Origin of the sequence: Lactococcus sp. DD01 (genome assembly GCF_001578715.1) — a bacterium.
Classification (GTDB): domain Bacteria; phylum Bacillota; class Bacilli; order Lactobacillales; family Streptococcaceae; genus Lactococcus; species Lactococcus petauri.
The window spans coordinates 897,126-909,601 of sequence record NZ_KQ968939.1; the positions used below are offsets into that span (position 1 = coordinate 897,126).

Sequence of the window (12,476 nt, forward strand, 5' to 3'; positions counted from 1 at the left end):
AGGGTTAAAGCTATGACTTTCAATGAATTTTGAACTAGATAAATTAATATAACTAACCAATTCACCGTGATTCATATCTATTTTAGATTCAAAAAACGATTTGAAGGAGATATAAGATAAGTGTTGTTTAAATTCTGCAGAATTTAAATTAGTTAGTAGTGCTCTCTTAACCCCCCCCTTAAGTGAATCATGTTTTTGAAATAACGCATTGTATGCAGATTCATAAAAATCATTAACTTTATCAGGTATTTCTAAGCCATTCTCAAAAGTAAGTAGCATTATATTTAATAGTAGCGGTATTTGTGCCAATGATCTATATTTTTTGTATAAACTCTTGTTTAATTGTTCTATGAATTTTTTACTTATTTCTTTATCATATCCAATTTTCTTTACCAAAGAGATTGCTTGCTCTTTTGTCAAATTCATGGCACTAAACTCATAAAAGTTATTCCAGCCAACATAAGTTTCCGAAGGTCGTGAAGAGATAATAAAACTATTATTATTATAAAGATCAGTAAATAATTGAATTTCTTTGCTCAAAATATCCACCAAGTTCCCTTTTACTTCATCAAACCCATCTAATAAAATTAGATAATTACCCTTTTTTAAAGTATCTTCAAAATATTCCTTTTTAATATTTAAGTGCAATGATTTTACTGAATTATAAATGTAATCTAATAAGTTGATTTGTTTTAAATCGTTTAAGTCTCTTAACTCAATAAAAATTGGTATTTTGACACCCTTTTCAATACTATTTAAGAAGAGGTGCTTCATTAAAATAGACTTTCCTATACCTCCAGTCCCAGTAATAATAATTTTATTTGATTTGCCAATAATATTATTTATATCATCTGTTTTAATTATAAGACCGTCTTGCGGAGAATAGATATCAACATTTTCATAGAATGTATACAACGGTTTAGGTTCAGTCTTATACAGCATAGTCTTAATGTATGTATATTTTTTTTTAGAATAATCTAAGTAGTCGTCATAAATATAACCTAATTCTTCCTCTGTTTTAAATTCAAAGTCTTTATACTTTTTTTGTAAAAATTTAAAAATATTAGGTATATTATTCTTTATGATATCTAACAATCACATTTCTCTTTTTATATCACTTGCAATGTAACTCATCTAATTACTATTTTAACATTTTTATAACTTTTAGTGTTCTATTTTTTCAATATCTTCCTTATTTATTATATTTAAAAATTGTTATCTATAAGGTAACATATAATAGACTGAGATTCATGCATTATAATCTATTGAACTTTTTATAAAAAACACAAAAAGACCTAATAAAAAACAAAGCGGGAAGTAAGCCATAGTTGCCTAATTTATAGTGATAAAAAATTTAGTTTTCTCTTATTGAATGTTCTCATAGTATTCAATACATATAAATAGAAAATTTCATTAAAATAAGAATATCCCACATAGTTATGTCTGTCATACCTAATCTAAGTTCTGCAAAGGACTATATTTGATCATCTTATTAATCTCATTTTCAATATTTAAGCTCCTAAGATAAAGCTCCGTTGTTTTAATGCTAGCATGACCAAGTAGTTTTTGGATCATGTATATATCAACATTTTCCCTAACTAACTTCTGAGTAAAGTAGTGACGGAAAGTATGAGGTGAGATACGGATACTGTCACGAATGTTCACAGCTTTTCCTATTTTATAAATTTCTTTTTCTGCTAATCTATAATCATATTTTTTACCAAACTTAGTTACAAATACATTCTCTATGGGAATTATTCCATTACTGTCCAAATAATTATCTTTTGCTCTAGTATATTTAAGATATTGTTTATATACAAGTGGTGAGCAATGCACAATTCTGTCTTTTTTACCTTTACCATTCTTAATAATAATTTGAGAATCGTTAATGTTTTCTAATTTTAAGTTCAAAGCCTCATTTATCCTCAAACCAGTATCCGTAAGTATAAGTATTAGTAAGTAATTCCTCTCATTCACAAATTTTGTACAAAAACCAGTTCTTCCTTTTCCCGTTTTCTTGATTTTATTGAAAGTTCGTTTTCTTGTATATTGGAGCATCATTTTAACTTCTTCATCTGTAAATGTATTAATAACAGTTCGTCTCTCTTTAATCCATTTAACACGGTGTATAGGCGCTTCCTCATACCTCATGTATTCTTCATTAACACAGTATGCAAACAATGCTCTGATAGCTCTCAAATGTGCATTAACGGAAGTCTCAGAGTAGCCATATTCTAGTCTGCTAACTAAATATTGTTTTATATGAATTGATTTGATTTCGTTAATGTTTAAAATATCATTTTGGCACAAAAAAACAGAGAAAACCTTTAGTGTTTTTTCTCTGAATATAATTGTATTTTTCGACAATCCTCTTGCTTTATTGTCAAAAAGCATTTCTTGAATTGCTGATTGGATTGAAATTTCCATGTTGTTTTCCTCTGTTTTTACTAGACTTAACAACAATAAATATTTTTTCAAAAATGGCTTAGATACCGTACTAAATGTACTTTTAAAAGGTTAATATTTTTATCAAAACTCTCTTAAAGCCAGTTATACCAATATTAGCGAATACCCAAAGCGATACGCGCATAGCGGCTCATTTTATCTACTGTCCACGCTGGATACCAGACGAGGTTGACTTTGATTTCAGTAACTTCTTCAACTTCTTTGAGCGCATCATGAATTTGATCAGTCAAAACGTCTGCTAGCGGACAACCCATTGTTGTCAGTGTCATTTTAACTTCAGTAAACCCATTGTCTTCAAAGGAAATTTCATAGACCAAGCCCAAGTTAATGATATCAATACCTAGCTCAGGGTCAATAACAGTCTCCAAGGCTGCTAAAATCTTTGTTTTAATTTCTTCTATTTGTGTATCAGAATATTTGCTTTCTTCACTCATAAATTTCTCCACATTTTCATTGTAAAATCTATTTGACATTGTTATTCTACCATATTTTTAAAAATTTGACGAGAAGAGTAAAAGATAATTTATAAATCATTTTATAGACACGACGTCTAAAAATTGTTATAATTATGGTGATATAAAGTTTTAAGACAGCACTTGCTGTGTAGGGAAAAGGATACACTGTGGAGAATAGAAAAGAACGTACAAAAGCGCGTCTTCGCGATGCAATGACTCAACTTTTACATGAAAAGCCATTTGATCAAATTACAACTACTGAGCTTGTCAAAGTTGCAAAGATTAGTCGGAGCGGATTTTATACGCATTATCAAGACAAGTATGAAATGATTGATCAATATCAAAAAACATTGATCAACACAATTCAATATGTCTTTGAAAAAAATGATGGTGACTTGCAAAAAACAATGCTTGAAACCTATGAATTTTTAGATAATAACGAAATCTACGCAGCCCTGCTTTCTGAGAACGGCAGCAAGGAAATCCATCAATTCATGCAAGCGAAGTTAAAAAGTATGATTGAAAACTCAATTATTCCAAGAGATTCAAGAAGAAATAACCTCGGTCGCTTAGGTAAAATTTATGCTGCGACTTATTATGCTAATGCTATGTTTGGTCTTACACAGGCCTGGATTCGTCGTAAGCGTAAAGAAACGCCTGAAGAAATTACAAAAATACTCAGTAAGCTTATCAACTAATTAATTATCCAAAAAATATCCAAACCCTATGTTTGGATATTTTTTTATAAAGCTTGAATACTTTTAAGTAGTCTTTCGAGTCCATCTTTTACCTTGGCTCGTGAACAGCCAATGTTTAGTCGGAGAAAGTTCCTTCCTTCCTGACCATATACTTCTCCATCCATAATAGCTACTTTTCCTATGTTGATTAATGCTTGTTGTAACTTATCCATAGGAACACCCTGTTCTGAAACATCAAGCCACAAAAGGTAAGTTGCTTCTGATTCGATAAGCTTTATTTTTGGCAAATACTCTTTTAAAAAAGCTCGCGTTAAGTCTACCGTATCGTCCAAATAACTATTCAGCTCTTTTAGCCATATATCCGATGTCCGATAAGCTGCAACCGTTGCTTCCATTCCTAAAATGCTGCAAGAGGAAAGCCCATCTTTTTCCTTTAAATGTTGACAAAATTCTTCACGAAGGTTCGCATTAGGAACTAATAAGTAGGAAAAAATCAATCCTGGAAAATTAAAGGTTTTGCTGGCAGATGTTAAAAGAGCAATATTTTCTGTACCGTATTGCAAAATCGGGTGGTGTTGCTTATCCTTGCGTAAAACATCCATGTGAATTTCATCTGAAATTAAGAAGACATCGTACTTTTGACAAAGCAATACCACTTGTTGTAGCTCTTCACTTGTCCACACACGTCCTGTAGGGTTATGGGGCGAACAAAAGAGAAGGATTTTGTTGTTCGGATGTGCGAGTTTTTCTTCTAAATCTATAAAATCAATCGTATACTTTCCTTCGTTAAAAATCAATGGATTTTCCACACACAAACGATTGTTGGCTGTAATAGTTTTAAAGAAAGCATCATAAGCTGGGGTCTGGACAACAACACCTTCTTGGGGCTGAGACTTGATTTCAATCAACTGAGAAAGAGAGTAAATCACACTTGGGCTATACAAAATCCAGTCCTCCTCAATCGCAAAATCAAACTGTTTTTGATACCACGCAGAGACAGCTGATTTGAAATGCTTATGATTCCAACGCGTATATCCGTAAATCGGATGTTGAATCCTCTTTTGCAGTGCCTGATTAACCGTCTCTGGGATAGCAAAATCAGTATCTGAAATGGTAAAAGGCAATAAATCTTTCTGACCAAAACGATCTTCTACAAAATCCCACTGTGTACAAAACGTTCCTTTTCGCTCAATTATTTTATCAAATTCTGTCATATCAATAAATGGTAAAACAAGACGTTTGTCTTGTTTTACGGTTCTCCTTCTAAATCAAATTGTCCAAGGCGTTGCGGACAGTCGTTACTTTCGTTCCAATAATAACTTGAACACTTGTATCATCTAAATGTACGACTCCTAAAGCACCTAAATCTTTAAGCTTGTCATCTTCAACAAGGTCGCCATCATTTAAAATCAAACGGAGACGTGTAATACAGTTGTCGAGTGTGACAATATTCTCTTTTCCACCCAATGCAGCTAAGATTGCTTCGGCATTGTATCCAGATGTATTGCCACCATGTGCTATTTCTTGCTCTGAATATTCCGGTTCGAGTACAGCTTCACGTCCTGGTGTTTTCAAGTTTTTCCATAGGATAACCTTTTTAAATGTGAAGTAGTAAGCCGCAAACCAAAAGGCACCCACGAGAGGAATCAAGAACCATTGTGTATATGAGCCTTGCATTACCCCAAAGATAAGGAAGTCGAGCACGCCACCATCTGTATTACCAATTTTTACGCCTAATAGGCTGACAATCATTGCCCCTAGACCAGTCATAATCACGTGGAAAATCCAAAGGAAAGGACTGATAAACAAGAAGAGAAACTCAATTGGTTCTGTTATCCCTGTTACAAAAGTAGCAATCACACCAGAAATCAGGAGCCCTTTGACTTTTGCTCGATTTTCTGGTTTTGCTGTACGATACATGGCAAGAGCTGCTGCTGGGAGCCCAAACATAAACGTTGGCATTTTTCCTTGAGACAAGAAAGCTGTCGCAGAGCCGGAAATTGGTAAACGATTTGCTAATTCGGCATAGAAAATGTTTAAAGCACCGTAAACTTCATGTCCATCAATGAGCGCTGTTCCACCAGCCTGAGTAAAGCGAATAGTCGCAACAAGAATGTGATGTAAACCAAAGGGTAAAAACAAACGTTCGCCAGAGAAAAAGAGAAATGGCCCAAAAATACCTGCACGTTGAATCAAGTTGCCGACTTGCTGGATAAGAAGGGCAAACAGTGGCCAAATGACAGGAATCGCGAGACCTACCAAAGCCATAACTAAGGCAGTAATAATTGGTACAAACCTTGATCCGCCAAAGAAAGCAAAACTATCTGAAAGTTGAATGTTGTAAAATTTCTTGTGGAGGTTGTAAACAATAATACCAGTAATGATACCTCCAAGAACACCCATTTCGATAGTTTGGACACCCAAAGCCATACCTTGCCCAGCCTTTTGCATGAGTTCAGGATCAGCAAGCTGTCCACGTTCAGTCAAAAAGAAGTTGATAGAAAGATTCATAACCATATAGCCAACGAATCCTGAGAAAGCTGCTACACCTTTTTCTTTCTTAGCTAAACCGAGAGGAATAGCCATAGCAAACATCACGGGTAGGTTACTGAAGGCAAAACCACCAATGGCTGAAAAGAAACGAAAGACTACTTGCAGTACTTCGTTTCCTAAGAAAGGAAAAGCATCAATAGTAGATTGACTCGAAAACGAACTTCCTAGCCCTAAAAGAAGACCCATAAAAGCCATTAAGGCTACAGGGAGCATAAAAGTTTTACCTAATTCTTGGAAGAAACCACCTAGGGCAAATTTTTTCTTTTTCTTGGCTTGTGGCACTTTAGTTTTTATTTCGGTACCTTTAGCCAAAGCTTTTCCTATTGGTGAACCTCCTTTTACCTTTCCTGAGGCACTGATCGTCATACTCTTTAATTTTTCTGCTGTATTTGTAATAACAACAATGGCTGTTTTTTCAAGTCCCGCATCTTCGACTGCTTTCCAATTCACGCGCCCAATTACTTGGCCCGCTTTAACAGCTTCCTCTTCTTTGATGGTAAACTCAAATACTGCCTTATCCAGACTGACCGTATCAATACCAATATGAAGTAATACCTGCAAATCATCTGCAGTACTAAATCCAGCAGCATGTCCTTGAACCATTCTTACTGTACCAGAAACTGGTGCATAGATTGTTTCACCTGTTGGTTCTACAGCATACCCATCTCCCATTGTTTTTTCAGAGAAAATAGGGTCATTAACATCCTGCAATGGGATAATTTCTCCCTCAAAAGGAGAATAGAGGTTTTTTTGGTTACTCATCTTTTAACCTACCTTTATATTTTTGTTGTAAGTTAATATTACCACAATGTAAAACGCTTTCACGAAAATTACTAAAAAAACACCTTCTCATTTGAAAGTATTTTTTTAAATGTGTAAAATTCCACGATAAGTGTAGTAAAGTGATTGCAAAACCAAAAGTAAAGGTGTCTTATCGGTCGTGTCATATCCATTTACTTCTTCCTTTTGTGTTAAGCAATAAAGAGGGATATCAGCTATTTGTACCAAACTATTTTCAGTTAAATTGGTAAGGCTAATCAATTTATGATTTCTGGATTTGGCCAGTTCTGCTAATTCCAAAACAGAAGGTGTTTCCCCAGATAAAGAAACAAAAAAGAATACTTCATGAGAAGAGCTTAAAATCTTCTTTTTCATTTCCTGCTGATATTCATAAAATTGAAATTTATCATCGAGAGCAAAGAGACTTTTTACATACATCTTCGTCAGAAGGCCTGTTTGATCTAGCGCATAAAAATTTACACTCTTGGCTCTTTGCATTAGCTGCACAACCTTCATTTCTCTTTCTTTATCGATTAGATCAAAGTTTTTTAAAAGAATATGCTTATGTGCATTCATACTTTCAGGAGTTGTAAGCTCCTGTTTGAGGTTAATCTTAAATTCAGAGAAATTTTCATAGCCTAATTTTTTACAGAAACGAGTTATTGTATTGGGCACAGTGTAAAATTTCTGTGATAAAATAACAATCTTGGTCTGACTCACCGCTTCTTTATTTTTCAAGATGTAGTCTACCAAGTCTTCTTCCAACTCTGTTAACTTATTCTCTTTATTTTTTACGCGTTCCTGAAAACTCAGCATATTTATCCTCTTCTTTGACTTTTTAAGGCTTTCACTTATCTTTTATTCTACCATAGTTTCTTTTTAAAATAAAAACGCTTTAATATGTCAAATCATGCAGCATAATTTTCCACAAAAAAAGAGCCTATCTTATAGACTCCTTTTATCTCATTATCTTATTTACTGTTTTTTTCGTTGATCCACTCAGTGGAGAGGGTCATCGCGGCACGTGTCGCATTAGTATCATTCATTGAATTCACCATAACAAAGTCATGGATAATGGCTTGGAAACGCACTTGAGTTACTTCCACTTCAGCTTCTCGCAATTTACGTGCATAAGCTTCGCCTTCATCTCGCAAAACATCGGCTTCACCAGTAATAATCAAAGCAGCAGGTAAATCTGTCAAATCTTCTTTCGTCGAACGAAGCGGTGAAGCTGTGATTTGATTACGTTCTTCTTCGCTTGTCGTATATTGATCCCAGAACCAGATCATTCCTTCTTTAGTCAAAAAGTAGTTTTCCGCAAATTCATTGTAAGAATCCGTATCAAAATTGGCATCTGTTACGGGATAATACAAAACTTGTTGTCCAATCTTTTGACCGCCTCTTTGTTTAGTCAAAAGTGTCATCACAGTGGCCATATTTCCGCCAACAGAATCTCCAGCTACAGTGAGATGATTTACATCAAATTTCTTATCGTTAGAAAAATCTTTTAGCTGTTGTAGGACAGCGTAGTTTTGCTCAATAGCCGTTGGGTATTTGGCTTCGGGTGACAGAACGTATTCAGGAAAAACCACAACGGAGTTGGTCCGTACGGCAAGCTCACGAATTAGTTTATCGTGTGTATGTGCATTGCCAAAAACCCAGCCTGCTCCGTGGATATAAAAGATTACAGGTAATTTCTTTTCTTGATTAAGGGGGCGAATAAATCTGACATTTATTTCCCCCCAGTCTCCTGTATCAACAGCGACATCTTCAATATCAACGTCTTCCTTTGCGACTGGAGAATCCTGAACTTCATTTAATAAGCTTCTTCCCTCTTCTACTGGAAGTTCATAAATACGAGGATGGGGCGCATTTGCTTCACTAAATTCTAGCGCAGCTGTTTCTAAGGAAATTCTTTCTACCATTTTATACCTCCAAAAATACTTTTTATTATCTTTTCTTAAAAGATAATTTTTTATTGCAAGGACAAAATCCAGTAAAATCAAAGACTTCTTCATAATATTGAAGTAATTCTTCATAGTTCTTGGACTACGTTAATTTTCTGAATATTATTTTAATAACATTTTATAATTTAAAGTTAGAGAAAACAAGAAATTGATATCGGAAAATACTTTCGTTCTTATTCAGACGATTTGCTCGTAAGGTAAATAAAAAGGGGAGCCCCTTTTATTTAACAGTCGTTTCCCCAGTTACTTTAACTTGTTCTTCGCTAGGAAGTTTGTTATAAGCATCCAACAATTCTTGATTTTTAAAGATAAGATTTCCATCAATCATTGCTTCTCCATCAACACCTTTCCCAGTTTGACCATGGAAGCCTTCAGCATTTACTTCAACATCTCCCTTAACTGTACCATTTGAAATATAGAACTGTGGAGAATTTACTTCAAGTTTTTTTACAGTAAGTGTATAGCGATCTGTAACCTTACGGTCTGCATCTTGCGTATAAAGGGCTAATTTACGTGCTTCTTCGCCCTCTTTATTTTTAAAGTCGCCTTCAACATTCAAGGTTTTGTCTGATGCATCTAAGTCTTTATTAATGGCCGCAATCCAAGCGCCATCCTTCGAAAGTCCTTTAGAAAGGGTATCAAAATTATCTGTGCCTGCAGTTGCCCCAGCAAACACTTCAGCTGATTGTTCAGTTTTTGTTTCTTCTGATTTTTTTTCACCAGATCCACAAGCTGTCAAAACTCCCAATGACAAAGTTGATACAGCTAACAATGAGAGAAGTTTCTTATTCATAATATACCTCGCTTTTCTTTTTCTTCATTGTAGCATACACAATTGTTCCATTCAAGAAAACGCTTCCTTGATTTATGAGATTGTTTTGTTCAATTCATTTTTCTAAATAATTTAACTCCCTCTTTTTTCCATAAAAATAAGGGCTATTAAGCCCTTAGAAATATATTTACATGCCTTTATTATTACTAACATCTGCTCCAGACTAAAGTAAATAGTACAGTTGTATATTAAACTGAACGAGGCAAGACAAATGCTAGGATTAATCCCAGAAACCAGAAACCAAATATCGTAGCCAAAAAAACACCGAATATTTGTCCCCCAGATAAGCCCCGAGAACTGGCAATTTTGACGGGCAAAAAGAAAATGAGAATTGCGATGACTAACACAAAGAGAGCCAACCAAAAATTTGCTGGTGCACTGTTCCAAATCTCTTGTAGACTTGAGTTAATATTTTCAAAATTCATTTTTTCTCCACAGTTTATTAACGCTTTTATTTCATTTTTTATACGATTAAGAATACATAAAATTTATGAATCCTTGTAGGCGTATTATAACAGCCGTTCCTATTATTTTCAAGCTTGTTTTACCGCTATTTAGAAAATTAAAAATTAGTGTAAAACTGTATAAACTGCTGTTAAGGCTTGCACAGCAAGTATGACCACTATTGGCGACATAATAACCAGAACAACAAGCCCTGGACCTGATAACCATTCTTTATCTTTATTTTTTCGCATATTCGTCTCCTTTATCATTCTATAAATCATTTGATACTGGATATCGTTAAATAACTTCAAACTTCATAGACATTAAATCCATATACCACTAGAGGCAATAAATATTATAGCATAAAATTTATCGTTTCTACTTTTGCAATAAAATAAAACAAAAAGAAAAACCGCTCAACAGAGCGGTTAGACAAGTCAAAATTATTTACGACGTTCTGGGATACGAGCCGCTTTACCTTGCAATGCACGCAAGTAGTAAAGTTTAGCACGACGCACACGACCGTGACGGATAACTTCGATTTTTTCAACACGTGGAGTGTGAAGTGGGAAGATACGTTCTACACCAACACCGTTTGAGATTTTACGAACAGTGTAAGTTTCTGAGATACCAGAACCTTTACGTGCAATAACAACACCTTCGAACATTTGGATACGTTCGCGAGTTCCTTCGACAACTTTAGCGTGAACACGTACAGTGTCTCCAGCGCGGAATTCAGGGATATCTGAACGAAGTTGACCTGCATTGATAGAATCGATCAATGAAATAGACATTTTTTTCTCCTTTTGCTCATCAATAAAGCCATTGGCCCAGCGGATAAACAGTTTTATTTATGCCAAATTGGCACTTATAACATTCTACCAAATTTATGCTTTCTTTTCAAGAGCTTTCTTTGACATTTTAGCAAAAGTCATTGTAAACGTCGTTTGGTGTTCATCACTTTCAACAGATACCTGCCCTTGGTGTTGTTCGACTATCGTTTGGACAATCGCTAAACCAATTCCATGAACACCACCAGCACCTTTATAAAAACGCTCGAAGATATGCGGCAAGGTTTCAGGATCAATTCCACTGCCATCATTAGCTACCGAAATAATCACTGCCCCATCTTTTTTTGTACAGGTAAGTACAATTTCTGTTTCGACATACCGCATAGCATTGGAAACAAGATTGCTTATGGCGCGCCGTAACGCTTTATAATCACAAGTAAGCATCACCGCTTTTTTATCAAAAACGGTTGTGAGTTTAATGCCTTTTTGCTCAGCAAATATCTCTTGCTCTTTCGCAATATCTTTCATGATTAGACGAACATCTTGGTAAACAAGCTCTTGATGCACACTTAGGCTGTCTAAGCGTGAGAGAGTTAGAAGATCTTCTACTAGCTCACTCATACGATCGGTCTCATAAAGTATTGTTTCACTTGCCTTTTTGGGGTCCATCACCTCATAGGAAATCCCCTCAGCATAACTTTTTATTGCCATTAAAGGGGTCCGAAGTTCATGCGAGGCATTTTGAAAGAAGAGTTTTTGGTTTTTATCGTTATGATCCAATTGCCGAGCAGCAACATTCATATTATGTGCTAAAGTAGCCAACTCGCGGTCCTGAAAGGTTCCTTGATATTCGGTAAAATCTCCTTGGCCAATACGTGTCGCAAATTTCGCTAAAATTGATAGAGGCTTAATCAAGCGCTGCGTTACAAAAGTAACGGCTAGACTAAGGATGACAATGACAGCTAGGGCAACAGAGACCAAGAACAGGTTAACTGAGTTTGTAAAATTAATAATCCCGGTGATATCCACATATAGGACTTGATACTCTCCAGAACTTTGACGAATGGTTTCAATATAAAAGGTACTTCCTGACGTATCCAGACGATAATTTTTTACCTTACTCAGTGGAACTTTTTGATTTTTTAAAGCTTGTGCGATATTATTTGCTGTATCTCTCTCAAAGTTACCAACTTTTTCCAAATCCTGTACTTCATAATTATCATTGATATTAAAAGCAACGGGGTGAGTATTAAAGCTTCCACGAGGTGCATCTTCTAAGTCCGCAGAGGTACTTCCTGAGGGTGGAGTAACTTGTGCTTGATAAATCCTGACTTGAGATAACTGCCGTGAGGCCGAATTGCTAATATAGCTGTTTATCAAGATATTAAAAATGAGGATAATCCACAGAAAAGCAAAGAAGACAAAACCAATATTTGTCAGAAGCAAGCGCGTCTTGATGCTGAGAGGTTTTCTCCTAATCATCATCGCTC

13 protein-coding genes are annotated in these 12,476 nt (G+C 35.1%); 1 reads left to right on the forward strand and 12 read right to left on the reverse strand.

The genetic code is table 11. The features are described 5' to 3' along the window. The 3 genes from LACDD01_RS04360 to LACDD01_RS04370 all read right to left on the reverse strand — a co-directional run. A partial coding sequence (locus LACDD01_RS04360) for an NACHT domain-containing protein (protein WP_197458030.1) occupies window positions 1–1,095 on the reverse strand: 1,095 nt, incomplete at its 3' end. A gap of 357 nt (window positions 1,096–1,452) precedes the next feature. Further along, window positions 1,453–2,427 (reverse strand): tyrosine-type recombinase/integrase, encoded by a 975-nt coding sequence (locus LACDD01_RS04365; RefSeq protein ID WP_061413365.1) that lies wholly within the window; start codon window positions 2,425–2,427, stop codon window positions 1,453–1,455. Between the two features lie 134 nt (window positions 2,428–2,561). Next, window positions 2,562–2,900 carry a metal-sulfur cluster assembly factor gene (locus tag LACDD01_RS04370; RefSeq protein WP_017369035.1) on the reverse strand — a complete coding sequence of 113 codons (339 nt, stop codon included), beginning with the start codon at window positions 2,898–2,900 and terminating at the stop codon, window positions 2,562–2,564. A gap of 188 nt (window positions 2,901–3,088) precedes the next feature. On the opposite strand from LACDD01_RS04370, the gene LACDD01_RS04375 reads away from it, so the two are divergent. After that, window positions 3,089–3,619 (forward strand): TetR-like C-terminal domain-containing protein, encoded by a 531-nt coding sequence (locus LACDD01_RS04375; RefSeq protein WP_019292025.1) that lies wholly within the window; start codon window positions 3,089–3,091, stop codon window positions 3,617–3,619. A 44-nt stretch (window positions 3,620–3,663) separates the two neighbouring features. On the opposite strand, the gene LACDD01_RS04380 is transcribed toward LACDD01_RS04375, so the two are convergent. The 9 genes from LACDD01_RS04380 to LACDD01_RS04415 all read right to left on the reverse strand — a co-directional run bounded on the left by LACDD01_RS04380 (window position 3,664) and on the right by LACDD01_RS04415 (window position 12,468). Continuing rightward, window positions 3,664–4,833 (reverse strand): MalY/PatB family protein, encoded by a 1,170-nt coding sequence (locus tag LACDD01_RS04380; protein WP_061413367.1) that lies wholly within the window; start codon window positions 4,831–4,833, stop codon window positions 3,664–3,666. Between the two features lie 49 nt (window positions 4,834–4,882). Next, complete coding sequence (malX, locus tag LACDD01_RS04385; RefSeq protein ID WP_061413369.1) at window positions 4,883–6,934, reverse strand: maltose/glucose-specific PTS transporter subunit IIBC; 2,052 nt, start codon at window positions 6,932–6,934, stop codon at window positions 4,883–4,885. Window positions 6,935–7,039: 105 nt separating this feature from the next. Further along, window positions 7,040–7,768 (reverse strand): MurR/RpiR family transcriptional regulator, encoded by a 729-nt coding sequence (locus tag LACDD01_RS04390; protein ID WP_019293737.1) that lies wholly within the window; start codon window positions 7,766–7,768, stop codon window positions 7,040–7,042. A 155-nt stretch (window positions 7,769–7,923) separates the two neighbouring features. Continuing rightward, window positions 7,924–8,877, reverse strand: a complete 954-nt coding sequence (locus LACDD01_RS04395; RefSeq protein WP_061413371.1) for an alpha/beta hydrolase — start codon at window positions 8,875–8,877, stop codon at window positions 7,924–7,926. Window positions 8,878–9,139: 262 nt separating this feature from the next. Further along, on the reverse strand, window positions 9,140–9,712 hold the full coding sequence (locus LACDD01_RS04400) for a hypothetical protein (protein ID WP_061413373.1): 573 nt from the start codon (window positions 9,710–9,712) through the stop codon (window positions 9,140–9,142). A 227-nt stretch (window positions 9,713–9,939) separates the two neighbouring features. Continuing rightward, window positions 9,940–10,176, reverse strand: coding sequence for a hypothetical protein (locus tag LACDD01_RS04405; protein WP_061413375.1), 237 nt, complete (start codon window positions 10,174–10,176; stop codon window positions 9,940–9,942). Between the two features lie 144 nt (window positions 10,177–10,320). Then, entirely contained in the window at window positions 10,321–10,446 is a 126-nt protein-coding gene (locus LACDD01_RS12525; RefSeq protein WP_016170978.1) for a hypothetical protein, read from the reverse strand. Between the two features lie 192 nt (window positions 10,447–10,638). After that, window positions 10,639–10,989 carry a 50S ribosomal protein L19 gene (rplS, locus tag LACDD01_RS04410; RefSeq protein WP_004258564.1) on the reverse strand — a complete coding sequence of 117 codons (351 nt, stop codon included), beginning with the start codon at window positions 10,987–10,989 and terminating at the stop codon, window positions 10,639–10,641. A 93-nt stretch (window positions 10,990–11,082) separates the two neighbouring features. Next, on the reverse strand, window positions 11,083–12,468 hold the full coding sequence (locus LACDD01_RS04415) for a sensor histidine kinase (protein ID WP_061413377.1): 1,386 nt from the start codon (window positions 12,466–12,468) through the stop codon (window positions 11,083–11,085). Between the last annotated feature and the right edge of the window lie 8 nt (window positions 12,469–12,476).

What these genes read in the sequence shown, in the direction of transcription:
- LACDD01_RS04365 (WP_061413365.1), bottom strand. Translation starts at nt 2,427, where the DNA reads ATGGAAATTTCAATCCAATCAGCAATTCAAGAAATGCTTTTTGACAAT.
- LACDD01_RS04400 (WP_061413373.1), bottom strand. Translation starts at nt 9,712, where the DNA reads ATGAATAAGAAACTTCTCTCATTGTTAGCTGTATCAACTTTGTCATTG.
- LACDD01_RS04415 (WP_061413377.1), bottom strand. Translation starts at nt 12,468, where the DNA reads ATGATTAGGAGAAAACCTCTCAGCATCAAGACGCGCTTGCTTCTGACA.
- LACDD01_RS04395 (WP_061413371.1), bottom strand. Translation starts at nt 8,877, where the DNA reads ATGGTAGAAAGAATTTCCTTAGAAACAGCTGCGCTAGAATTTAGTGAA.
- LACDD01_RS04390 (WP_019293737.1), bottom strand. Translation starts at nt 7,768, where the DNA reads ATGCTGAGTTTTCAGGAACGCGTAAAAAATAAAGAGAATAAGTTAACA.
- LACDD01_RS12525 (WP_016170978.1), bottom strand. Translation starts at nt 10,446, where the DNA reads ATGCGAAAAAATAAAGATAAAGAATGGTTATCAGGTCCAGGGCTTGTT.
- LACDD01_RS04370 (WP_017369035.1), bottom strand. Translation starts at nt 2,900, where the DNA reads ATGAGTGAAGAAAGCAAATATTCTGATACACAAATAGAAGAAATTAAA.
- LACDD01_RS04380 (WP_061413367.1), bottom strand. Translation starts at nt 4,833, where the DNA reads ATGACAGAATTTGATAAAATAATTGAGCGAAAAGGAACGTTTTGTACA.
- LACDD01_RS04405 (WP_061413375.1), bottom strand. Translation starts at nt 10,176, where the DNA reads ATGAATTTTGAAAATATTAACTCAAGTCTACAAGAGATTTGGAACAGT.
- malX (WP_061413369.1), bottom strand. Translation starts at nt 6,934, where the DNA reads ATGAGTAACCAAAAAAACCTCTATTCTCCTTTTGAGGGAGAAATTATC.
- rplS (WP_004258564.1), bottom strand. Translation starts at nt 10,989, where the DNA reads ATGTCTATTTCATTGATCGATTCTATCAATGCAGGTCAACTTCGTTCA.